This window comes from Kitasatospora sp. NPDC006697 (assembly GCF_042869935.1).
Lineage (GTDB): Bacteria > Actinomycetota > Actinomycetes > Streptomycetales > Streptomycetaceae > Kitasatospora.
In genome coordinates this window covers 53,424-75,178 of sequence record NZ_JBIAGU010000031.1, presented here as the reverse complement: position 1 = coordinate 75,178, position 21,755 = coordinate 53,424, and the positions used below count along the sequence as shown (strand labels likewise).

Here is a 21,755-nt window from a genome sequence, read left to right as displayed (position 1 = left end):
AGGTGAGTGGATACCTGCGTTTCCCGCACCTGCACGGCGACCTGCTGGCGCTGACCGCCGAGGACGACGTCTGGCTGGCCCCGCTCTCCGCGGACGGCGTGTCAGGCCGGGCCTGGCGGCTCAGCGCCGACCGCACCCGGGTCTCCCACCCGCGGCTCTCGCCGGACGGCGCCACCGTGGCCTGGACCTCCTGGGCCGCGCTCACCCCCGAGGTCTGGACGGCGCCGACCGCCGGCGGGCCCTCGGTCCGGCTGACCTACTGGGGCAGCCAGGACACCCGGGTGCGCGGCTGGCTGCCGGACGGCGAGGTGCTGGCCGTCACCTCGTACCACGAGCCGTTCGCCCACTACACCTGGGCACACGCGCTGCCGCCGAACGGCGGGCCCGGGCGGCGCGAGCCCTGGGGGCCGGTGCGCGACGCGCAGGTCACGGCCGGGCACACCCTGCTGCTGACCGCCGCCGCCCCGCACGAGCCGGCCGCCTGGAAGCGCTACCGGGGCGGCGCCACCGGCCGGCTCTGGCTGGACGGCGAGCAGCTGCTGGACGGACTGCCCGGCCACCTGGCCTCCCCGATGCTGGTGGACGGCCGGGTGGCCTTCCTCTCCGACCACGAGGGCACCGGCAACCTCTACTCCTGCGCACCGGACGGCACCGACCTGCGCCGGCACACCGACCACGACACCTTCTACGCCCGGGAGGCCGCCACCGACGGCCACCGGGTGGTCTACCAGCACGCCGGGGACGTCTGGCTGCTGGACGGCCTGGCCGCGCCCGGACCGCGCCGGCTGGACGTCCGGCTGGGCGGCGCCCGCTCCGGCCGCCGGCCCTACCAGGTGACCGCCTCCCGGTTCCTCAACGACCTGGTCTGCGACGCCACCGGCCGCTCCGGCGTGGTCGGGGTGCGCGGCAGCCTGTACTGGCTGACCCACCGGGACGGGCCGGCCCGGGCGCTGGCCGACACCCCCGGGGTGCGGGCCCGGCTGCCCGCCGTGCTCGGGCACACCGGCGAGGTCGCCTGGGTCACCGACGCGGAGGGCGAGGACGCGCTGGAGATCGCCCCGCTGCCCGGCTCCCCCGGCCGCGGCCCGGCCCGCCGGCTGGCCGCCGGGCGGTTGGGCCGGGTGCTGGAGCTGGTCAGCAGCCCGGACGGGGCGGCCCTGCTGGCCGCCACCGGCGACGGCCGGCTCCTGCTGGTGGACTCCGCCGACGGCGCGGTGCGCGAGCTGGCGCGCTCCGCCTGGGGCCCGATCCGCGGCCTGGCCTGCTCGCCGGACTCCTGCTGGGCGGCCTGGTCGCAGCCGGTGGCCGGGCGCTCGCTGCGCAAGGTCCGGCTGCTGCGGCTGGACCGGGCCGAGGCCCTGCCGCTGGACGTCACCGACGGCAGGTTCGAGGACGAGCAGCCGGTCTTCACCCGGGACGGCCGCTACCTGGTCTTCCTCTCCTGGCGCGGCTTCGACCCGGTGCACGACGTGCACACCGGCGACCTCTCCTTCCCGCTCGGCTGCCGCCCGTACCTGGTGCCGCTCGCCGCCGACACCCCCTCGCCGTTCGCCGCGCCGGTCGGCGACGAACCGGACCCGGCGCCGGGGGACGGCACGGTGCTGGTGGACCCGGAGGGGATCGGCGACCGGCTGGTGCCGTTCCCGGTGATCGCCTCCAAGTACTCCACCCCGGCGGCGGTGCGCGGCGGCCTGGTCTGGCTGCGCTGGCCGATCTCCGGCGCGCTCGGGCAGACCTTCGCCAGCCCCAGCGACACCTCGGGCCGGCCCGCGCTGGAGCACTTCGACCTGGCCACCGCCACCCGCTCCACGCTGCAGGAGCAGGTGGACGGCTTCGCGGTGGCGGGCGACGGCTCGGCGGTCTCCACCTTCGCCTCCGGCCTGCTGAAGCTGCTGCCGCTGGCCGGCCCGGCGGTGCCGGTGGACCTGCGCCGGATCACCCACACCGTGTACCCGGGCCCGGAGTGGCGGCAGGCCTACCACGAGGCGGCCAGGCTGGTCCGGGAGGAGTTCTGGGACGAGGGGATGGGCGGCCTGGACTGGCCGGCCCTGGTCGCCCAGTACGAGCCGCTGCTGGACCGGATCGCCTCCCCGGACGACTTCGCCGACCTGCTGCGCGAGCTGCTGGGCGAGCTGGGCACCTCGCACGCCTACGTCACGGCGGCCCGGCGCGGCGAGGGCCCGGCGCCGGTGCAGCAGCCGCTCGGGCTGCTCGGCGCCTCCGCGCACCGCACCGCGGACGGGCGCTGGCTGGTCGGCCGGGTGCTGCTGGGCGAGTCCTCCGACCCGCGGGCCCGGGCGCCGCTGGCCGGGCACGGGGTGCGCGAGGGCGACGAGCTGGTCGCCGTGGCGGGCCGGCCGCCGGACCCGGTGCGCGGGCCCGCGCCGCTGCTGGCCGGGGCCGGCGGCGCCACCCTGGAGCTGGCCTTCCGGCGCGGCGACGGCCCGGTGCGCCGGGTCGCGGTCACCCCGCTGACCGACGAACGGCCGCTGCGCTACCAGGACTGGGTGGCCCGGCGGCGGAAGCTGGTCAAGGAGTTCAGTGACGGGCTCTGCGGCTACCTGCACATCCCGGACCTGGGCGGCTCCGGCTGGGCGCAGTTCAACCGGGACCTGCGGCGCGAGCTGGACCGACCGGCGCTGGTGCTGGACGTCCGGGGCAACGCCGGCGGCAACGTCTCCGAACTGGTGCTGGAGAAGCTGAGCCGGCGGGTGCTGGGGTGGGACCACACCCGGGGCCGCCGCCCGGTGCGCTACCCGAGCCACGCGCCGCGCGGGCCGCTGGTGGCGCTGGCGGACGAGGCCACCAGCTCGGACGGCGACGTGATCATCCTGGCGGTGAAGCTGCTGGGCCTGGGCCCGGTGGTCGGGCGGCGGACCTGGGGCGGGGTGGTCGGCACCATCGGCCGGCACGGGCTGGGCGACGGCACCCAGATCCAGGTGCCGGCCAACGCCTCCTGGTTCATCGACGGCCACGGCTACGGGGTGGAGAACCACGGGGTGGCGCCGGACATCCAGGTGGTGCGCAGTCCGGCGGACTGGGCGGCCGGCCGGAACACCGAGCTGGCCGAGGCCGTCCGGGTGGCGCTGGAGCTGCTGCACGCCCACCCGGCGGCCGCTCCCCCGCCCGCCGGCTCCCCCCGCCCGGACCTGCGGCGCCCGCCGCTGCCGCCGCGCTGACACAGCACGGACGGGGCGCGCCCGCCGGGCGCGCCCCGTCCGTGTTCAGCTGTGGCGGGCTACTTCTCCCACTCGTGGCCGCCTTCCTCGGTCATGTCCGACTTGGCCTGCTCGACCTGCTCGACCTGCTCGACCTGCTCGCCCGAGCCCTGGGCGGCCTTGCCCGACATGTTGCGCATGGCGTCCGCGGCGGGCCCGGGCATGTGTTCGGCAGCCTGCTGGCCGGCGTCGCCGGCCCGCTGCTTGGCGGTGTCCGCCATCTGGGTGGCCTTCTCGCTCTGGCCGCCGAACATCTCCTTGAGCTTGTCCATCATGCCCATGTCTCCTCCTCGCGGTTCGTCCGACCTGGGCAGTCACCAACATGTCACCGGTCGCACCGCCCCGCACGTCGGAGGAGCGCCGGGAGGGATCAGGCGATCCAGCCGGAGGTGGCCCGCTGCACCGCGGAGCCGTCGGTGTCGGCCAGCTTGAGGGCCGCGACGGCCCGGGCGCGCTCGGAGGTCTGCACCCGGAACGGCGGCCGCTCGGCGGCGAGGGTCGCCACGATCACCTCGGCGGCCTCCCGGACCGGCTGGGCGGCGGCGAAGGCCTGCCCGACCTGGGCCAGGTAGGCGGCGAACGCCGGGCCGTACCGGTCGTCCTGCTCGAGCCCGCGGTCGGTGCCGCCGACGTTGCCGACGAACTCGCTGGCCACCGCGGCCGGCTCGACCACGGTCACCGCGATGCCCTGCTGGGCGGCCACCGGGGCCAGCGACTCCAGGTAGCCCTCGACGGCGAACTTGGCCGCGCAGTAGGCCTCGTTGAACGGCTGGCCGACCACGCCGCCGACGCTGGTCACGGTGAGCAGCCGGCCGCCGCTCGCCCGCAGCAGCGGCAGGGCGGCCTTGGAGACGTTGAGCACGCCGAAGAAGTTGACCTCCAGCACGCCGCGGATCTGCTCGATCGAGTCCAGCTCCAGGGTTCCGACGTGGCCGGCGCCGGCGTTGTTGACCACCGCGTCCAGGCGGTCCAGGCCCGCCAGGCAGGCGTCGATCGAGGCGGGGTCGGTGACGTCCAGCGCACGGACCTCGAGGCCGGGCAGTTCGCCGGCGGCCTCGCGCAGCGCGGCCGCCCGGCCGGTGTCGCGCATGGTGGCGATCACCCGCCAGCCGGCCTCGGCCAGGGCCACGGCGGTGGCGAGGCCGATACCGGAGGAGGTCCCGGTCACCAGCACGGTCTTGGTGGTCATGGTCTGCACCCTCTTACTTATGGCCGATAACTACTATTCGCCATAACTATGCTCAGGGATAGTTCACCGTGTCAAGCACCTCGGTAGACTGACCGGCATGTCCAGCACCGACCCCGACGGCCTCACCCGGCAGCTCGTCGGCCTGTTCGCCGCCGTCAACCGCCGCTACGCCCGGGAGATCGAGCAGGCCGCCGCCGCGCACCGGCTGACCGCGCTGCAGGCCAAGGCGCTGCTGGCGGCCGAGCGGCCGGTGCGGATGCGGGCGGTGGCCGACACCGTGCACGCGGAGCCGTCCAACGTCACGGCGATCGTGGACCGGCTGGAGGAGCGCGGGCTGGTGGAGCGGCGGCCGGATCCGGCGGACCGGCGGGTCAAGCTGGTCGCGGCCACCGGACAGGGGCGCGAGGTGACGGCCGACCTGCGGCGGCGGATGCCCTTCGTCAACGACCCCTTCACCGCGCTGGGCACCGGCGAGCGCGAGCAACTGCTGGACATGCTGCAGCGGCTGATGGCGGACTGAACGCGGCGCGGCGCCCGCCCCCGGCTCGGGGGCGGGCGCCGCGGGGGCGGGCCGGATCAGCCGCTGACGCTGGCGGCGCCGCTCTCCAGGTGGCCGGTGAAGCGCTGCGAGAAGCTGGTGTCGCCGCTCACCGTGACGGTGAAGTCGTACCAGCCGTTGCAGAGCGCGACCTGGTTGAAGTAGTCGCTGGTGGTCGCGCCGGGCTGCACCGTGTAGGTCCAACTGCCGGTGCGGTACTGGTTGGAGGTGATGGTGAAGGTGACCGCCGAGCTGCCCTTGTTGGCCATCGCGAAGTAGACCGCCGGCTTGCCGGTGTCGGGGGCGGCGGCGTAGGAGGCGGTCACCAGGGCGGTCTTGCCGGACTTGGTGGCATCTCCCTGGAAGCGGCGCAGGAAGCGGTTGGGGCCGACCACGGTGAGGTCGTACTTGCCGCTGCCGTAGTTGGTGCCGCAGTTGTAGAAGTCGCTGGTGGCCGCGCCCGGGTCCACCGTGTACTGCCACGGGCCGCCGGTCCGGTAGGCGTTGGCGTAGGTCGCGAAGTGCGCCGAACTTCCGCCGGTGGCCGCCTTGTTGTCCATCGCCAGCCAGACCTTGATGACGCCGCCGGTGCCGAACTCCAGGTGGTCCAGGTTGGCGTTCGGCTGGTAGGCCAGCGCGCGGGCCGGGCGGGTGCCGGCCTCCTGGGCGGGCAGCGCGTTGGTGACCGGCGAGGGGTTGCCGAGCGGGCCGCAGGTGGCCAGGCCGATGGTCTGCGAGGTGTCGGGCAGCGCGGGCATGCCGTACACCGGGTTGGCGAAGTCGAAGACCGAGGTGAGGTCGCCGCAGACCCTGCGCCGCCAGGCGCTGATGTTGGGGCACTGGGCAGGGGTGCCCAGTGCGGCCGTCCAGACCTCCAGGAAGCGCAGCACCGAGGTGTGGTCGAAGACCTCGGAGTTCACCCAACCACCGCGGGTCCAGGGCGAGATGGCCAGCATCGGAACCCGGAAGCCGAGGCCGATGCTGGTCGAGCTGTAGAACTCCCCGGCGGTGCCGGCCGGCGCGGCCGGCGGCGGCACGTGGTCGAAGAAGCCGTCGTTCTCGTCGTAGTTGATCAGCAGGACGGTGGAGTTGAAGACGTTGGCGTCGGCGTTGAGCGCGTCCATCACCATGTGGACGAAGTGCGCGCCGTCCTCCGGGGTGGCGTAGGGGTGCTCGGAGGACTGCTGGTCGGCGACGATCCAGGAGACCTGCGGCAGCGTGCCGCCGAGCACGTCCGCCCTGATCGCGGCGGCGATGTCGTCGGGGGTGCGGCCGGTCACGCTGGGCACCGAGCCCATGCCCTTGACCTGGAGGGCGCTGCCCGCGGGGGCGTTGGCGAACTGGGAGAAGTAGGCCAGGGCGTTGTCGCCGAAGTTGTCCGAGGCCTTCTGGTAGACCTTCCAGCTGACCCCCGCGGCCTCCAGCGCCTCCGCATAGGTCTGCCACCTGAGGCCGGACTCGTCGCCGCCGTCGTAAGCCGGGCCGCCCGCGGTGCCGCTCGGGTCGATCATGCCGGACCAGTGGTAGGTGCGGTTCGGGCCGGTGGCCGAGAGCACCGAGCAGTGGTAGGCGTCGCAGATGGTCCAGTTGTCGGCCAGCGCGTAGTGGAACGGGATGTCGCCCCGCTGCAGGTAGCCCAGGGTGCGGTTGGTCCGCTTGGCGGCGGCCCAGGAGTCCATCTTGCCGCCGTTCCAGGCCGCGTGCTGGTCGCTCCAGGCGTGCGAGAGGTCGCCGTTGCACTGCGAGATCTGCTCGGAGCTGCCCGCACTGAACGCCCACGGGTACTGCCGGGCGGTGCCGTTGGGCTGGTTGAAGACCGAGTAGCCGCCGGAGAGCAGGATGGTGGCCTTGTCGCCGAAGCCGCGCACGCCCTTGAGGGTGCCGAAGTAGTGGTCGAAGCTGCGGTTCTCCTGCATCAGGATCACCACGTGCTGCACGTCCTTGATGGTGCCCGTGCTGGAGAGCGTGGCGGCCGGGGCGGCGGAGGCGCCACCGACCGTTCCGGCCACCGCGGCACCGGCCGCCGCGGTGGCCGAGACGGCCATGAAGGTCCTGCGGCTGAGGTCACTCATTGGGAGGGCCAACCCTTCGGTTGTGTGTACAACATGGGCCGCCGGACATCCTGGACCCTCGGCCGGGCGGGCACCAGGCTCCCCGAGCAAGGCTTGGCGGACTGTTTTCCCGACCGTCAGCGAACGGCCCTCCGGTGAACTCCGTGCCGCGGTGGTGTGTCGGCCCGGGGTCAGGCGTCCCGCACTTCCACACCCAGCGCCTTGGCGAACTGCGGTGCCAGTTCGATGAGTTGGCCGGAGGAGATCAGCGCACCGCGCAACCCCTCGTGACCGTCCGGCAGTTCCAGCCGGGTGGCACCGCGCAGATCGGTGCCGGAGAGCTTCGCCCGGCCGAACCGGACCTCCTCCAGCGAGCTGCCGGGGAACGAGACGCCGGTCAGCCGGGCCTCGGCGAAGTCCACGTCGCGCAGCTGGCAGTCCTCGAAGACCACGTCGCGCAGCACCGCGGCGCGCAGGTTGACCGCCTCCAGCTTGCACTGGCGCAGGGTGAGCCGGCGCAGCTGGGCGCCGTGCACCGCGACGCCGGCCAGCAGCGAGCCGGCCACCGTGCAGTCCTGCCACTCGGTCTCGGCCAGGTCGGTGGCCACCCAGCGGTTGCGTTCCACCCAGCACTCGGTGAACATCGCCCGCCGCAGCCGTCCCTGATTGATCGTCAGACCGACCAGGGCGCACTCCAGGAAGCTCGCGCCGTCGGCCTGCGGGGCGTCCAGTTCGAGGTCGTCGAAGCGCACCGTGTCATAGCGCTGGTCGGCGCGCAGCGGGCCGGGGTGCGGCTCCAGCAGGTGGGCGTAGGGCTGGTCGGCGAGGTCCATCGGGCGGCTCCGGTCGGTGCGGGGCAGGGGTCAGTCGATGCTGGCATCCGGCACTGACGGCCGGGCCGGCTCCGGCGACCGGGCGGCCAGCAGCAGGCCGAGCGCCACGGCGGCGGCCAGCAGCAGCCCGGCCGTGAGCACCCCGGCGTCGCCCAGCGCGGTGCAGGCCAGCACCAGCACGGCGGTGCCGGGCAGCACCCACTGCGCGGCCCCGGTCTTGCTGTGCCGGGAGTGCAGCAGCCAGACGGTGGCCAGGTAGAGCGCGGTCGGCACGGTCACGCTGGCGGCCGAGGCCGCGGCCGACAGGTGCGCCTTGCCGACCGCGTGCTCCACCGCCACCTCCAGTCCGGCACCGATCGCGGCGGCCGAGCCGAAGACCAGGTAGTGCCCGTAGCCCCAGAGGAAGGCCTGCCGGTTGCCGCGCAGGTGCTGGTGGATCGGGGTGGCGAAGTAGATCCACCAGGCGGCGAAGCAGACCAGCAGCCCGCCGACCGCGATCGGGATCAGCTCGTGCACCGCCTCGTGCTCGTCCACCGCGCTCTGCACCGCGATGGTGGCCGCGGAGACCGTCTCGCCGAGCACGATCAGGGTGAACAGGCCGTACCGCTCGGCGATGTGGTGCGGATGCCAGGGGCTCCGGACCCGCCGCTCGGCGAGGGCGGGCACGGCCAGTTCGGCGAGCGCGCCGATCGGCAGGCACCAGTTCACGGCGGCCTTCGGCAGGAACAGCAGCACCACCCAGCCGGCCTGCACCAGCGCGATGCCCAGCGCGTACGAGCGGGCCATCCGCCGGGCCTCCCCCCGCTCCCCCCGGGCGGCCCGCAGCCACTGGGTGACCTGGGCCAGCCGCATCACCACGTAGCCGGCGATCGTGACCGCGAAGTCGGCGTCGGCGAAGAGCCGCGGGATGCCGGCCGCGAAGATCAGCGCACCGGTGATCTGCACCAGCGTGGTGAGCCGGTAGGGCACGTCGTCGCAGTCGTAGGCGGAGGCGAACCAGGTGAAATTCATCCAAGCCCACCACAGGGCGAAGAACGCAAGGGCATAGCGCAGAACAGCGGTTCCGGCGTGGTGCCCCTCGGCCAGCGTGCCGGCCAGCTCCCGCCCGGCCTGGCTGACGGCGACCACGAAGCAGAGGTCGAAGAAGAGTTCCAGCGAGGTGGCGACCCGGTGCGGCTCGTCGCGGCGGCGCGGCCGCATCGGGCGCAGCAGGGGCTGGTGGCTGGGGGGCATCGGGCGGGGCTCCAGGGGCTCGGGGGGCGGGAGCGTTCCGCCCCGGGCCCCGATGGTGGCAGCCTGCGGCACTGCGCGCACGCACCGGCCCGGCCCGGCACGCCCCGGGGCCGTCCGGACCGCGCGCCCGACCGTCCGGGCGGTCAAGGTGAGTTGACGGGCGAGTGCGCGAACCGGGTGACACCGTCCCCGCCCGGCCAAGCGCCCGGGTGTCGCGGGGTGCAATCGCCCCGATTGCCCGGTTACATTCCCTTCCAGTGGAACGGCGAGAAGGGCGTCCTGCGGGCAACGCGGAAGGTCAAGGCCGGTGCGGCGGCGGTGGCGGGGGCTCCCCCACCGGCGGACCGCACCGGCCTCGTGATCACCGCGCTGCCCGACAGCGCGCTGCCCGGGCCGGCCGGCCGGTCACTTCTGCCAGCCCACCTTGGTGTAGTCGAAGTCGGCCAGACCCGCCGAGCCGAAGTTGGCCAGCCCCTTGCGGTAGGCCGTCACATACGGCCGCTGGTACAGCTCGACGGTGTGCCCGAGCTCCCAGATCTTGGCGTCGGCCTGGTTGTAGAGCTTGGCCGCCTGCGCCGGGTCCAGGGTCTGCGAGGCCTGCTTGAGCAGCGAGTCGATCTCCGGGGTGCTGAGCTTGGAGTAGTTCTGGAACACGTTGTCGCCCTGCGGCGCCTGGTAGAACGGGATCACCAGGGCGGGCGGGAAGGAGCCGGTGTTCCGCCACATCGCCAGGTCGAACTTGCCGACGTTGATGTACTTCTCGTCGAAGTCGTTGGCCGGCACCTTGTCGATGTCGATCTTCACCCCGGCCTGCAGCAGCATGTTCTGGGTCGCGGTGGCCAGGTCCACGCTCTGCTGCGGGGAGCCGTCCGAGAGGATGAAGTGCAGCTCCAGCGGCTGGCCGTCCTTGGTCCGCGGCTTGCCGGCGCCGGCGTCCTGCCAGCCGGCCGCGGTGAGCAGCTTCTGGGCGCCGGCCAGGTCGTACTTGCCCCACTCCCCGGAGTTGTCCTGGTAGCCGGCCTGGTTGGTCATCAGCAGGTGGTTGCCGAGCAGCGGGAACTGCACCGGCACGCCCTGGTTGGCGACCTTGACCAGGGCCGGCCGGTCGATCGCCTTCTCCAGGGCCTGGCGCACCTGCTGGGAGGCCAGCGGGCCGTTGGAGCCGAAGGAGATGTGCACCTCGTCCCAGGGGCTGGAGCTGCGGATCACCCCGTCCTTGTCGGCGGCGAGCTGGCTGTAGGAGTCGGCCCGGCCGGCCGAGGCGTAGTCGATCTCGTTGTTGAGGAAGGCCTGGGTCATCGCGGCGGTGGAGAGCACCCGGTAGGTGAACTTGTCCAGCTTGGGCTTGGCGCCCCACCAGCTGGGGTCCGGGACCACCGTGAGGGTCTGCGCCGACTTGTCGGCGGCGCCGAGCTTGAAGGCGCCGCCGGTGATCGGCACCTGCTCCACCCAGCCCTTGTTGAACTGGTCCGGGGTGCCGATCCCGGCGGCCGGCAGCAGCGGGTAGAAGAGGCTCTGCCAGTCCGCGAACGGGGTGGAGAAGGTGACCTTGACCTGGGTCGGGTCGTCGCCCTGGGAGACGTCGGAGATCTGGTTGTAGCCCAGGGTGGTGGAGGTGTTGAAGGCCGGGTTGGAGCCGTTGGCGGCCTGCCAGACCGCCTTGAAGTCCAGGTAGGAGAGCGGCTTGCCGTCCGACCACTTGGCCTTCGGGTTGAGCGTGTAGAGCACCGTCTGCGGCGTGGTGGAGACCACCTTGGCGGACTGCAGGAACTCCGGGACCGGCTGGTAGACGCCGCTGGAGTCGATCCGGAAGAGCAGCGGCTCGATCATCTTCATGATCTCGACCGAGTCCCCGTAGGTGCCGTCCACCTGGTACGGGTTCCACTGGTCGATCCACTGCTGCAGCGGTATCCGCAGCTCGCCGCCGTCCTTCACGTTCTCCAGCGGCTGCGGGTTGATGTCCTCGGCGCCGGCTCTGGGGATGGCGCTCTGGCTCGCGGCCGCGCCGGAGCCCGAGCCCGAGCTGGAACTGCATCCGCTGACCGCCAGGGCCAGTGCGGTGGCGGCGACCAGGCCTCGGGTCAGGCGTCGGGTGGTGGCGTCCATGACGGGTCCCTCCTGGGGTTCGGGGTGCGTCGGTGGAGTGGGCGGCCCGCCGGGTGTGGCGGGGCTTGAAGGCGGGCAGTCAAGAGAGTGGGCCGCGAGCAGAACCTAACAGCGCTTCAGTTCGCCCACCAGAGGACCGTGTTCACTGCTGATCGGATCGACATCCACCGCAACACCCGTGCAACACCGCCGTCGTGACCGACTGCTTCACTCTGACCTGCTGCTTCGTCCCACCGGACGGAACGGTACCGCGCGAACCCTTGACCAACCGAACGGCCGGTCGGAGAATCGCGCTGCTTCCAACTGCGCGAAGAGCCCATCGAGCGAAGGCATTTGGTCATGACGAACCGTCGCACCGCGCCCCCGGGCAGGCGCTGATGCTGCGCTACCTGGCGAAGCGCCTCGCCTACTACCTGGTCCTGCTGGTGGTCTCGGTCTTCCTCGCCTACGCCCTGGCGAGCAGCGCGCTCAACCCCCGGGCCTACTTCGAGGAGAAGCAGCCCCGCCCGTCCGCCGCCGCGGTGGACCGCCAGCTCACCGCGCTCAACATCAACGGGCACACCCCGGTGGTGGTCAGGTTCGGCCGCTGGACCGAGGACCTGGTGGTGCACGGCGATCTCGGCCGGACCATCCACGGCACCTCGGTCAACGCCGACTTCGGCCGCCGGCTGCTGGTCTCGCTGCGGCTGCTGGTGATCGGCAGCCTGCTCGGCATGGTGCTCGGGGTGGCCATCGGGGTCTGGGGCGCGGTGCGGCAGTACCGGTTCTCCGACCGGGCGCTGACCCTGGTCTCGTTCGTGCTGCTCTCCACCCCCGTCTTCCTGCTGGCGCTCCTCCTGAAGAACGGCGCCATCGCCCTCAACCAGGCCACCGGGCACCAGCTGATCAACTTCACCGGCTACGAGTCCCCGGGCCTCAAGGGCGGCCTGGCCGCGCACCTGGGCGACTGGTCGGTGCACCTGCTGCTGCCCACCCTGTCGCTGGCGCTGATCGGCCTGGCCACCTACAGCCGCTACCAGCGCGGCACCATGCTGGACGTGCTCGGCTCCGACTACCTGCGCACCGCCGAGGCCAAGGGGCTGACCCGGCGCCAGGCGCTGCTGCGGCACGGTCTGCGCACCGCGGTGATCCCGATGTCGACGCTCTTCGCCTACAACTTCCTGGCCATCTTCACCGGGGCCACCTTCACCGAGATCATCTTCACCTGGCACGGGATGGGCGAGTGGTTCATCCAGTCGATCCAGGAGAACGACACCAACTCGGTGGTGGCGGTGACCCTCTTCACGGCGGTGACGGTGCTGCTCTCCGGCCTGCTCGCGGACACCCTGCACGCCGCCCTCGACCCGCGGGTGCGGGTCTGATGGCCGGGGCGCCGCGCTCCCGCGGCCGACTGGTGCTGGCCCGGCTGCGCTCCTCGCCCGGGGTGGTGGTCGGCGGCAGCCTGGTGCTGCTGCTCTTCCTGCTGGCCTTCGCCGGGCCCTACCTGACGCACTGGCGCTACACCGACATCGACTACACGGCGATGCGCCAACCCCCGTCCGCCCGCCACTGGTTCGGCACCGCCGGGCTGGGCCAGGACATCTACGCGCAGACCCTGCGCGGGCTGCAGAAGTCGCTGATCATCGGCCTGCTGGTGGCGCTGCTCTCCACCGGCCTGGCCGGGCTGGTCGGCGCCTGCGCGGGCTACTTCGGCGGCTGGACCGACCGGCTGCTGATCTTCTTCGTCGACCTGATGCTGGTCTTCCCGAGCTTCCTGATCATCACCATCATCTCGCCGCAGCTGAAGAGCAGCGGCTGGATCGCCTTCGTGGTGCTGCTGGCCGCCTTCAACTGGATGATCACCGCCCGGGTGGTGCGCTCCATGACGATCTCGCTCAAGGAGCGCGAGTTCGTCCGGGCCGCCCGGTTCATGGGGGTGCGGCCGATGCGGGTGATCTGGCGGCACATCCTGCCCAACTGTGCCTCCTACCTGATCGTCGACGCCACCATCGCGGTCGGCGCGGCCGTGATGAACGAGACCGCGCTCTCCTACTTCGGCTTCGGCGTGCAGCCGCCGGACGTCTCGCTCGGCACCCTGATCAGCGACGGCACCGAGTCGGCCGCCACCTTCCCGTGGATGTTCTACTTCGCCGCCGGGCTGCTGGTGCTCTTCGTGCTCGCCGTCAACCTGGTCGGCGACGGGCTGCGCGACGCGCTCGACCCCACCGCCGACGCCGGGCGGCGCCCGTCCCGGCGAGCCGCGCGGCGCGCCGCCCGGCTCCCGCTGGCCGCCCTCGCCGAGCCCACGACCGACGTCAAGGAACCCGCGTGACCACCACCGCCACCCCGCTGCTCACCGTCCGCGACCTGCGGGTGGACTTCGCCGGACGGCGCGGCCGCGGCAGCGCGCCGGCCGTCCGCGGCGTCGACCTGACGCTGGAGCGCGGCGAGACCCTGGGCATCGTCGGCGAGTCCGGCTCCGGCAAGTCGGTCACCGCGCTGGCCGTGCTCGGCCTGCTGCCCGGCACCGCCACCGTGCGCGGCTCGGTCGCGCTGGACGGACGGGAGCTGGTCGGCCTGCCGGCCGGCGAGCTGTCCCGGATCCGCGGCAACCGGATCGCCATGGTCTTCCAGGACCCGCTCTCCGCCTTCACCCCCGTCTACCGCATCGGCGACCAGATCGCCGAGGCGGTCCGGGCGCACCACCGGGTGGACCGGGCCGCCGCCCGCGGGCGCGCCGCCGAACTGCTCGACCTGGTCGGCATCCCGGACCCGCGGCGCGCCCTGGACGCCTTCCCGCACGAGTTCAGCGGCGGCATGCGGCAGCGCGCGATGATCGCCATGGCGGTGGCCAACGAGCCGGACGTGCTGCTCGCCGACGAGCCCACCACCGCGCTGGACGTCACCATCCAGGCCCAGGTGCTGGACGTGCTGCGCACCGCCCAGCGGGAGACCGGCGCGGCCCTGGTGCTGGTCAGCCACGACCTCGGGGTGATCGCCCAACTCGCCGACCGGGTCGCGGTGATGTACGCCGGGCGGGTGGTGGAGAGCGCGCCGGTGGACGAGCTGTTCGCGGCCCCGCGGCACCCCTACACGCTCGGCCTGATCGGCGCGGTGCCCCGGCTGGACCGGTCCGGCGGGCCGCTGGTGCCGATCCCCGGCCAGCCGCCGGCGCTCGGCGAGCTGCCGCCCGGCTGCCCGTTCGCCCCGCGTTGTCCGCTGGCCGGGCCGGACTGCCTGACCGCCGAGCCGCCGCTGGCCGGCGGGGCCGGGCACCTGGCCGCCTGCCTGCGGTCCGCCCGGCTGGCCGCCGAGCGCCCGGCGCCCGGCGAGGTCTACCCCGTCCCGGTGCTGCCGCCGCCCGCGCCGGTCGCCGACCGCTCGGCGCTGCCGCCGGTGCTCCGGGTGACCGGGCTGGCCAAGACCTTCCCGGTGCTCAGGGGCACCGTGGTCAAGCGCAAGGTGGGCGAGGTCTACGCGGTGGACGGGGTGCACCTGGACATCCGGCGCGGCGAGACCCTGGGGCTGGTCGGCGAGTCCGGCTCCGGCAAGTCCACCACGCTCTTCGAGGTGCTGGGCCTGGGCCGCCCGGAGGCCGGACGGATCGAGCTGCTCGGCCAGGACACCGCGGCCCTCTCCCGGGAGGCGGCGCACCGGCTGCGCGCCAAGCTGCAGATCGTCTTCCAGGACCCGATGGCCAGCCTGGACCCGCGGATGCCGGTCGGCGACATCATCGCCGAGCCGCTGACCGCCCAGCGCGCGCCCCGGGAGCGGATCGCCGAGCGGGTGCCCGAACTGCTGGTCCGGGTCGGCCTGCTGCCGGAGCACGCAGCCCGCTACCCGCACGAGTTCTCCGGCGGCCAGCGCCAACGCATCTCGATCGCCCGGGCGTTGGCCGTCTCCCCGGAGCTGCTGGTGCTGGACGAGCCGGTCTCCGCCCTGGACGTCTCGATCCAGGCCGGGGTGCTCAACCTGCTGCAGGAGCTCAAGGCCACCCTGGAGCTCTCCTACCTCTTCGTCTCGCACGACCTCTCGGTGATCCGGCACCTGGCCGACCGGGTGAGCGTGACCTACCTCGGCCGCACCGTCGAACAGGGCCCGGTGGAAGCCGTCTTCGCCGCGCCCCGGCACCCCTACACCCGCGCCCTGCTGGCCGCCGTGCCGCTGCCCGACCCGGCCGCCGAACGCGCCCGCACCCGGGTGCTGCTGGCCGGCGACCCGCCCTCGCCGACCGTCCGCCCCACCGGCTGCGCCTTCCGCCCCCGCTGCCCGCTCTACACCGGACTCGCCCCGGAACGCCGGGAACGGTGCGAACAGCAGCCCCCCGCACTGGAGCTGACGGAGGATCACGGAGCCGCCTGCCACTGGGGCTGACGCACCGTCAAGGCGTGTCCCTGACACCGGGCGATCGATCACATGGGAGAAATGACTCCATGTAGCGATACTGTGACGCAAGGTGTGCGGCCGGTGGTGCCGGATGACCGCCAAGGACGTCTGGATCCTGATCGGCGCGCTGCTCTCCGTGGCGGTCGTGCTGGCCGTGGTCACCAAGTCCTTCCCGCACACCCGCCGGGTCGGGCAGAACGACGTGGCCGGCTTCATCTTCGCCGTGGTCGGGGTGCTGTACGCGGTCCTGCTGGCCTTCGTGGTGATCACCGTCTGGGAGAACACCGACGCCGCCAAGGCCACCACCTTCAAGGAGGCGGACGCGCTGGCGGGGGTCTACTGGATGTCCCGGCAGATGCCGCTGCCGCTCGGCGCGCAGCTGGAGGACCAGACGCTGCGCTACGCCCACGCGGTGGTGGACACCGAGTGGACCGAGATGGAGGAGCACCACAGCGACCCGCAGGCCACCCGGCTGATGTACGACATCCGCAACACCGCGCTCTCCTTCCAACCCCCCAACGCGCGCGACCAGGTGCTCTTCCAGCGCACGGTGGACGACGTGGAGGAGCTGGCCGGCGAGCGCCGGGCCCGGCTCAGCGAGATCGAGGACCTGGTGCCCACCCTGCTGTGGATCTCGCTGATCGGCGGCGGGGCGCTGACCATCGCCTTCGCCTTCCTCTTCGGCCTCTCCAACACCAGGGCGCACCTGGCCATGGTGCTGATCCTGACCTGCCTGGTGGTGGTGCCGCTGGTGGCGATCAAGGAGATGGACTACCCGTTCAAGGGGGTCAACGCGGTCCGGCCGACCGCCTTCGAGGTCTTCCTGGCCCGGCTGCCGCCGCAGCGCTGACCCGCCGTCACCCGAACGACCCAGCCGCCGGGCGGGTCGGACCCCTGCCGCCTAGCGTGACGGTCAGAATGTGACCGTCAGTCACCGCACGAGGGTGGAGGTTCCAGGTGGTCCTGGCCGAGGAGACCGCGCCCGAGGCGGCGCCCCCCGAGCCGGAGCCCCGGAAACCGCCTCCGCTGCCGACCCCGTTCCTGCCGTCGGTGCTGGTCGCGCTGGTGCTGCTGCTGGCGATCGTGGTGGGCAGCCGGGGCCTGCGGGACTTCGACTCGGCGCTGGTGCCGTACGCGGCGGCCACCGTGCTGCTGGCCTTCGGGGTCACCTACCGATACACCTCCTGGGTGGGCAGGCCGGCCGCCCGGCGGCTCTTCGTGCAGGGCTGGCGCACCGCGCTCTCCTGGCACAACCTGCGGGCGGCGCCCGCCTCGCTGCCCCGGCTGGCCCTCACCTACCTGGGCTTCCAGAAGTTCCTCGGGGCCCGCTCGCACGCCCGCTGGATCGCCCACCAGCTGATCTTCTGGGGCTGCCTGCTGGCGGTGGTGATCACCTTCCCGCTGACCTGGGGCTGGTTCACCTTCACCGCCGCCTCCCCGCAGGGGCCGGGCTACCAGATGCGGCTCTGGGGCTACCGGCTCCTCTCCTTCCGGCAGGACAGCTTCCTCGGCTGGTCGATGTTCCACGGACTGGACCTGGCCGCGGTGCTGGTGATCGGCGGGGTGGGCTACTTCCTCTGGCGCCGCACCCGGGACCGGCAGGCGGTCACCGGGCAGCGCTTCGGCTACGACTTCGTGCCGCTGATCGCGCTGCTCACCGTCTCGGTGACCGGGCTGCTGCTCACCTTCTCCGAACTGGCCCTGCACGGCGGCGGCTACCAGTTCCTGGCGATCCTGCACATGGTCTCGGTGGTGCTCACCCTGATCTACCTGCCGTTCGGCAAGTTCTTCCACATCGTGCAGCGCCCGGCCGCGGTCGGCATGCAGCTGTTCAAGGAGACCGCCCGCCGCAAGCACCAGGCGCAGGCCTGCCGGCGCTGCGGCGAGGCGGTGGACACCGGGCCCGCCGTGGCCAACCTGCGGGCGACCATGCGGGAGCTGGCACTCGACTTCGACAGCTGGGCCGAGTACTGCCCGCGCTGCCGACGGGTGCTGCGCGGCGGCGCCTACCTCGACCAGGTGAAGCGGGGCTTCAAGTGACGTTCGTGGAGGGCCCGGCGCCCGTGGTGGCGGAGCGCACCGGCGAGACCCTGGTGCCCACCCACTGCTGCTTCTGCGGAGTGCAGTGCGGGATGTACCTGCGGGTGGACCGCGGCGGCCGGGTCTTCGGCGTGGAGCCGCGCGACCACGACATCAACCGGATGCGGATGTGCCCCAAGGGCATCAACGCCTACCAGCAGGTCAACCACCCCGACCGGCTGACCGCTCCGCTGCTGCGCCGCTCCCGGGACGAGCCGTTCCGCGAGGTCGGCTGGGAGGAGGCGCTGGACCACACCGCCGCCGAGCTGCGCCGGATCCAGCAGGAGTCCGGGCGGGACGCCTTCGGGGTGCTCGGCGGCGCCAGCCTGTTCACCGAGAAGGCCTATCTGGTCGGCAAGTTCGCCCGGGTCGCGGTCCGCACCCGGCACGTGGACTACAACGGGCGGCTGTGCATGGTGAGCGCGGCCGGCGCCAACAAGCTGGCCTTCGGGATCGACCGGGCGGCCAACCCGTTCGCCGACATCCTGCAGACCGACTGCCTGCTGATCGCCGGCGCCAACGTCGGCGAGTGCTTCCCGGTGCTCACCCAGTACCTCTGGGGCGCCCGGGACCGCGGCGCCAGGCTGATCGTGGTGGACCCCCGGGAGACCGTGGTCGCCCGGACCGCCGACGAGCACGTGGCACTGCGCTCGGGCACCGACGCGGCCTTCTTCAACGCCGTGCTGCACGTGCTGGTCCGCGAGGAGCTGACCGACGAGGCCTTCCTGGCCGCGCACGCCACCGGCTGGGTGGAGCTGAAGGCCAAGGTCTCCGAGTACCCGCCGGAGCGGGCGGCCCGGATCTGCGGGGTGCCGGCCGAGCAGGTGGTCCGGGTGGCCCGGATGTTCGGCTCGGCGGAGAAGGCGATGGCCTGGCACGCCCGCGGCATCGAGCACCACACCCAGGGCGTGGCCAACTGCCTGAGCGTGATCAACCTCTGCACCGCCACCGGCAACCTGGGCCGGCCGGGCGCCGGCTACGGCACGCTGACCGGCCAGGGCAACGGGCAGGGCGGCCGGGAGCACGGCCAGAAGTCCGACATGCTGCCCGGCGGCCGGTCGATCTCCGACCCGGTGCACCGGGCCGAGGTGGCCGCGGTCTGGGGCGTCGACGAGGCCGACCTGCCGCCGGCCGGCACCTCGATGATGGAGATGGTCTGGCAGATGCAGGCCGGCGAGATCCGCGGCCTGCTGGGCGTCTGCAACAACCCGTTCGTCTCGCTGCCGCACTACTCCACCGTCAAGGACGGCTACGACCAGCTCGCCTTCCACGTGCAGCTGGACTTCTTCCTCTCGGAGACCGCGGCCAACGCCCACGTGGTGCTGCCGGTCACCACCTGGGCCGAGGACGAGGGCGTGATGGCCAATGCCGAAGCCCGGGTGGTCAAGCACAACAAGGCCCAGGAGCCGCCGCCCGGGGTGCGCACCGACACCTGGGTGCTCTGCGAGCTGGCCCGCCGGCTGGGCCACGGCGACAAGTTCCCGTTCACCGGCTCCCGGGAGGTCTTCGAGGAGCTGCGCCGGGCCTCGGCCGGGGCGGTGAACGACTACTACGGCATCACCTACGAGCGGCTGGAGGCCACCGGCGGGATCGCCTGGCCCTGCCCGACCCTGGAACACCCGGGCACGCCAAGGCTGTTCGAGGGTGGCCGGACCTACCACCCGGACGGCAAGGTGCACCTGCAGCTGGTGGACTGGCACCCGCCGGCCGACCCCAAGGACGCCGAGTACCCGCTCACCCTGACCACCGGGCGGACCGTGGCGCACTTCCTCTCCGGCAACCAGACCCGCCGGCTGGACCCGCTGGTGGACCAGGCCCCGCGCCCGTGGGTGGAGCTGCACCCCTCCCACGGCTTCGCCAACGGGGCGGCGGTGAAGGTGAGTTCGCGGCGCGGCTCGACCGTGCTGCCGGCCCTGGTGACCACCGCGATCCGAGCCGACCACGTCTTCATCCCCTACCACTGGGCGCACCCGGTGGCAGCCAACGAGCTGACCATCGACGCGCTGGACCCGCGCTCCAAGATCCCGGAGTTCAAGGTCTGCGCGGTGCGGATCGAACCGGGCGGCGAGCTGGACCGGGTCGCCGCCCCGCCGCAGCCGCCGGGGCGCCCGCCGCGCCCCGTCCCCGACGACCACATGCCGCCCACCTCGCCGCAGGGCCGCGGCACCGACGACCGGAGGTAGACCGTGCTCGGCCGCACCCTCTTCATCGACCCCGGGCGCTGCATCGGCTGCCAGGCCTGCGTCTCGGCCTGCCGGGAGTGCGACTCGCACCGGGGCACCTCGATGATCCACGTGGACTACCCGGACGCCGGCAGCTCCGCCGCCGCGCTGCCGACCGTCTGCATGCACTGCGAGGACCCGGTGGCGCCGTGCGCCGAGGTCTGCCCCGCCGAGGCGATCCTGGTGACCGCCGACGGGGTGGTGCAGACCGCCGACCCGACCCGCTGCATCGGCTGCGCCAACTGCGTCAACGCCTGCCCGTTCGGCGTGCCGCTGGTCGACCCGGCGCAGAAGCTGCAGCTCAAGTGCAACCTCTGCTACGACCGGACCTCGGCCGGGCTGGCGCCGATGTGCGCCACCGTCTGCCCGTCCGGTGCGCTCTACTACGGCACCCTGGAGCAGCTGCAGGCCGAGCGGCCCGGGGTGACGGTGACCGCCGAGTTCGCCTTCGGCGAGGTGGTGGTGCAGACCGGGGTGGCGATGGTGGCGCCCGCCGCGCACCGCGGCCCGCTGCCCGGCGGGCTGCCGATCGTCGAGGTCAACGGGGAACCGGTGTGACCGGGCCCGAGGAGGGCGCCGGGTTCGACGAGGAACGGGTCCGGGCGGACTCGCTGACCACCCGCCGGGACTACCTGCGGATCGTCACCACGGTCTCCGGCGGGCTGGCGGTCGGCTCCACGGTGATCGCCGCCGGGGTGCTGCCCCGGCACGGCGACGGCGGGGCGCCGCCGCTGCTGGTCGCCCCGCACCTCACCCGCGGGCAGGCGGTGGCCTTCGACTACCCGACCGACCGGGACCGGGCGATGGCGGTGCGGCTGGACGACGGCACCCTGGTCGGCTACTCGACGGTCTGCACCCACCTGGCCTGCGGGGTGCTCTGGCAGCCCGGCCGGGGCGACGAGGGCGAGCTCTACTGCCCGTGCCACGACGGGGTGTTCGACGTGCGCACCGGGGCGGTGAAGTCCGGCCCGCCGCCCCGGCCGCTGCCCAAGGTGGTGCTGGTGGAGGACGCCAGGGGCCGGGTCTGGGCGATCGGCACGGCCCGCTCCGGCGAGAGCGAGCAGCAGGGCCTGTGCCGCCAGTTGCGCGAGCGCGACCCGGTGGCGGCCGAACAGGCGGGCTGCGACCAGCCGGGCGGCCCGAAGGGGTCCGGCGGTGGTCCCGGCGACCCGGGCGACCCCGGTGACGGGCCGAGCGGCGACCCGGGCGACGGTCCCAGCCCCAGCGACAGCGCGACAGCGGACAACGGCGCCTCGGGAGCCCAGGCATGACGGACCAGCAGGACCCCGAGCCGCCCCCGTACACCGCGCACAGCACCGAGGCCCGGTTCAACCGCCCGCTGCACGAGCGCTATCCGCAGATCCGCCCGAACAGCGGCTGGGCCGACTCCCGGGTGCGGGCCAGCGGCCCGGGCCGCGGCGCGGGCGGCGAGCGCGAGCCGGAGCGGGCGGCGCTGCTCACCGCCCGGCTGACCGTGGCGATCACCGTGGTGATCGGCCAGCTCTGGGCGATCACGGTGACCACCGACGCCTGGATGAGCGGGGACACCCGGACCGCCTGGTGGACCGCGGCGCTGTCGGCCGGCTCCTTCCTGGTGGCGCTGCTGTTCTGGCGGCTCGGCCCGTCCAGGGACCGCTGACCGGCCGGTGTGACACCGGGTAGCCACCCGATGACGATTCGGCGTTTCCCCGCAGGCCGTGTAATGTTCTCCTCTGTCAGCAGGCGCCGCTAGCTCAGTTGGTTAGAGCAGCTGACTCTTAATCAGCGGGTCCGGGGTTCGAGTCCCTGGCGGCGCACCGACACCCGAAGGGCCCCTCGCAACTGCGAGGGGCCCTTCGGCGTTCGCGTTTCGCCCCGGTGGCGCTGGGCATGCAGGAGCCTGGGCGCGTGATCACTCGGTCACGCTGCGCCAACCAACGCT

At 73.2% G+C, this 21,755-nt stretch carries 17 protein-coding genes and 1 tRNA gene; 12 read left to right on the top strand and 6 right to left on the bottom strand.

The features are described from left to right. The first annotated feature begins 2 nt into the window (after nt 1-2). Complete coding sequence (locus ACFYNO_RS32380; RefSeq protein WP_388020863.1) at nt 3-3,179, top strand: S41 family peptidase; 3,177 nt, start codon at nt 3-5, stop codon at nt 3,177-3,179. A gap of 59 nt (nt 3,180-3,238) precedes the next feature. Here the strand turns inward: ACFYNO_RS32380 and ACFYNO_RS32375 are convergent, their stop codons facing one another. Together ACFYNO_RS32375 and ACFYNO_RS32370 are read right to left on the bottom strand one after the other, a co-directional pair. Next, nucleotides 3,239-3,499, bottom strand: a complete 261-nt coding sequence (locus ACFYNO_RS32375) for a hypothetical protein (protein WP_388020860.1) — start codon at nt 3,497-3,499, stop codon at nt 3,239-3,241. 89 nt (nt 3,500-3,588) lie between these two features. Then, nucleotides 3,589-4,407 carry an SDR family oxidoreductase gene (locus ACFYNO_RS32370; protein WP_388020857.1) on the bottom strand — a complete coding sequence of 273 codons (819 nt, stop codon included), beginning with the start codon at nt 4,405-4,407 and terminating at the stop codon, nt 3,589-3,591. Between the two features lie 97 nt (nt 4,408-4,504). Between ACFYNO_RS32370 and ACFYNO_RS32365 the strand changes: the two genes are divergently transcribed. Next, entirely contained in the window at nt 4,505-4,927 is a 423-nt protein-coding gene (locus ACFYNO_RS32365) for a MarR family winged helix-turn-helix transcriptional regulator (RefSeq protein ID WP_388020854.1), read from the top strand. A gap of 56 nt (nt 4,928-4,983) precedes the next feature. Here ACFYNO_RS32365 and ACFYNO_RS32360 read toward each other — a convergent pair whose 3' ends face one another. The 4 genes from ACFYNO_RS32360 to ACFYNO_RS32345 form a co-directional block, all read right to left on the bottom strand. Next, nucleotides 4,984-7,017 carry a phosphocholine-specific phospholipase C gene (locus ACFYNO_RS32360; protein WP_388020851.1) on the bottom strand — a complete coding sequence of 678 codons (2,034 nt, stop codon included), beginning with the start codon at nt 7,015-7,017 and terminating at the stop codon, nt 4,984-4,986. 170 nt (nt 7,018-7,187) lie between these two features. After that, on the bottom strand, nt 7,188-7,829 hold the full coding sequence (locus ACFYNO_RS32355) for a pentapeptide repeat-containing protein (RefSeq protein WP_388020848.1): 642 nt from the start codon (nt 7,827-7,829) through the stop codon (nt 7,188-7,190). Nucleotides 7,830-7,859: 30 nt separating this feature from the next. Continuing rightward, nucleotides 7,860-9,062 carry a low temperature requirement protein A gene (locus ACFYNO_RS32350; protein ID WP_388020845.1) on the bottom strand — a complete coding sequence of 401 codons (1,203 nt, stop codon included), beginning with the start codon at nt 9,060-9,062 and terminating at the stop codon, nt 7,860-7,862. Nucleotides 9,063-9,467: 405 nt separating this feature from the next. Beyond that, nucleotides 9,468-11,168, bottom strand: coding sequence for an ABC transporter family substrate-binding protein (locus tag ACFYNO_RS32345; protein ID WP_388020842.1), 1,701 nt, complete (start codon nt 11,166-11,168; stop codon nt 9,468-9,470). 377 nt (nt 11,169-11,545) lie between these two features. Between ACFYNO_RS32345 and ACFYNO_RS32340 the strand changes: the two genes are divergently transcribed. The 10 genes from ACFYNO_RS32340 (at nt 11,546) to ACFYNO_RS32295 (ending at nt 21,630) form a co-directional block, all read left to right on the top strand. After that, the gene (locus ACFYNO_RS32340) at nt 11,546-12,529 is read left to right on the top strand and encodes an ABC transporter permease (RefSeq protein ID WP_388020839.1); all 984 of its coding nucleotides are present in this window, start codon (nt 11,546-11,548) and stop codon (nt 12,527-12,529) included. Next, the gene (locus ACFYNO_RS32335; protein ID WP_388020836.1) at nt 12,529-13,479 is read left to right on the top strand and encodes an ABC transporter permease; all 951 of its coding nucleotides are present in this window, start codon (nt 12,529-12,531) and stop codon (nt 13,477-13,479) included. Before ACFYNO_RS32340 ends, ACFYNO_RS32335 begins: the two co-directional genes overlap by 1 nt. Then, on the top strand, nt 13,476-15,521 hold the full coding sequence (locus ACFYNO_RS32330) for a dipeptide ABC transporter ATP-binding protein (protein WP_388020833.1): 2,046 nt from the start codon (nt 13,476-13,478) through the stop codon (nt 15,519-15,521). Before ACFYNO_RS32335 ends, ACFYNO_RS32330 begins: the two co-directional genes overlap by 4 nt. Before the next feature lie 103 nt (nt 15,522-15,624). After that, entirely contained in the window at nt 15,625-16,383 is a 759-nt protein-coding gene (locus ACFYNO_RS32325) for a hypothetical protein (protein WP_388020830.1), read from the top strand. Between the two features lie 176 nt (nt 16,384-16,559). Continuing rightward, nucleotides 16,560-17,573: an MFS transporter gene (locus ACFYNO_RS32320; protein ID WP_388020968.1), complete on the top strand. Its 1,014-nt coding sequence runs from the start codon at nt 16,560-16,562 to the stop codon at nt 17,571-17,573. Then, nucleotides 17,570-19,795, top strand: coding sequence for a molybdopterin oxidoreductase family protein (locus tag ACFYNO_RS32315; RefSeq protein WP_388020827.1), 2,226 nt, complete (start codon nt 17,570-17,572; stop codon nt 19,793-19,795). Before ACFYNO_RS32320 ends, ACFYNO_RS32315 begins: the two co-directional genes overlap by 4 nt. Before the next feature lie 3 nt (nt 19,796-19,798). Further along, nucleotides 19,799-20,392, top strand: coding sequence for a 4Fe-4S dicluster domain-containing protein (locus ACFYNO_RS32310; protein ID WP_388020824.1), 594 nt, complete (start codon nt 19,799-19,801; stop codon nt 20,390-20,392). Beyond that, nucleotides 20,389-21,105 (top strand): Rieske (2Fe-2S) protein, encoded by a 717-nt coding sequence (locus ACFYNO_RS32305; protein ID WP_388020821.1) that lies wholly within the window; start codon nt 20,389-20,391, stop codon nt 21,103-21,105. The genes ACFYNO_RS32310 and ACFYNO_RS32305 overlap by 4 nt, the downstream gene beginning before the upstream one ends. Then, nucleotides 21,102-21,473, top strand: a complete 372-nt coding sequence (locus ACFYNO_RS32300; RefSeq protein ID WP_388020818.1) for a DUF6755 family protein — start codon at nt 21,102-21,104, stop codon at nt 21,471-21,473. The genes ACFYNO_RS32305 and ACFYNO_RS32300 overlap by 4 nt, the downstream gene beginning before the upstream one ends. A gap of 83 nt (nt 21,474-21,556) precedes the next feature. After that, a tRNA-Lys gene (locus ACFYNO_RS32295) sits at nt 21,557-21,630 on the top strand. Nucleotides 21,631-21,755: the final 125 nt, after the last annotated feature.

Bases quoted from the DNA above. Each gene is read 5' to 3' on its own strand.
- ACFYNO_RS32355 (WP_388020848.1), bottom strand. From the start codon at position 7,829: ATGGACCTCGCCGACCAGCCCTACGCCCACCTGCTGGAGCCGCACCCC.
- ACFYNO_RS32325 (WP_388020830.1), top strand. From the start codon at position 15,625: ATGACCGCCAAGGACGTCTGGATCCTGATCGGCGCGCTGCTCTCCGTG.
- ACFYNO_RS32370 (WP_388020857.1), bottom strand. From the start codon at position 4,407: ATGACCACCAAGACCGTGCTGGTGACCGGGACCTCCTCCGGTATCGGC.
- ACFYNO_RS32375 (WP_388020860.1), bottom strand. From the start codon at position 3,499: ATGGGCATGATGGACAAGCTCAAGGAGATGTTCGGCGGCCAGAGCGAG.
- ACFYNO_RS32335 (WP_388020836.1), top strand. From the start codon at position 12,529: ATGGCCGGGGCGCCGCGCTCCCGCGGCCGACTGGTGCTGGCCCGGCTG.
- ACFYNO_RS32360 (WP_388020851.1), bottom strand. From the start codon at position 7,017: ATGAGTGACCTCAGCCGCAGGACCTTCATGGCCGTCTCGGCCACCGCG.
- ACFYNO_RS32340 (WP_388020839.1), top strand. From the start codon at position 11,546: ATGCTGCGCTACCTGGCGAAGCGCCTCGCCTACTACCTGGTCCTGCTG.
- ACFYNO_RS32345 (WP_388020842.1), bottom strand. From the start codon at position 11,168: ATGGACGCCACCACCCGACGCCTGACCCGAGGCCTGGTCGCCGCCACC.
- ACFYNO_RS32300 (WP_388020818.1), top strand. From the start codon at position 21,102: ATGACGGACCAGCAGGACCCCGAGCCGCCCCCGTACACCGCGCACAGC.
- ACFYNO_RS32350 (WP_388020845.1), bottom strand. From the start codon at position 9,062: ATGCCCCCCAGCCACCAGCCCCTGCTGCGCCCGATGCGGCCGCGCCGC.
- ACFYNO_RS32365 (WP_388020854.1), top strand. From the start codon at position 4,505: ATGTCCAGCACCGACCCCGACGGCCTCACCCGGCAGCTCGTCGGCCTG.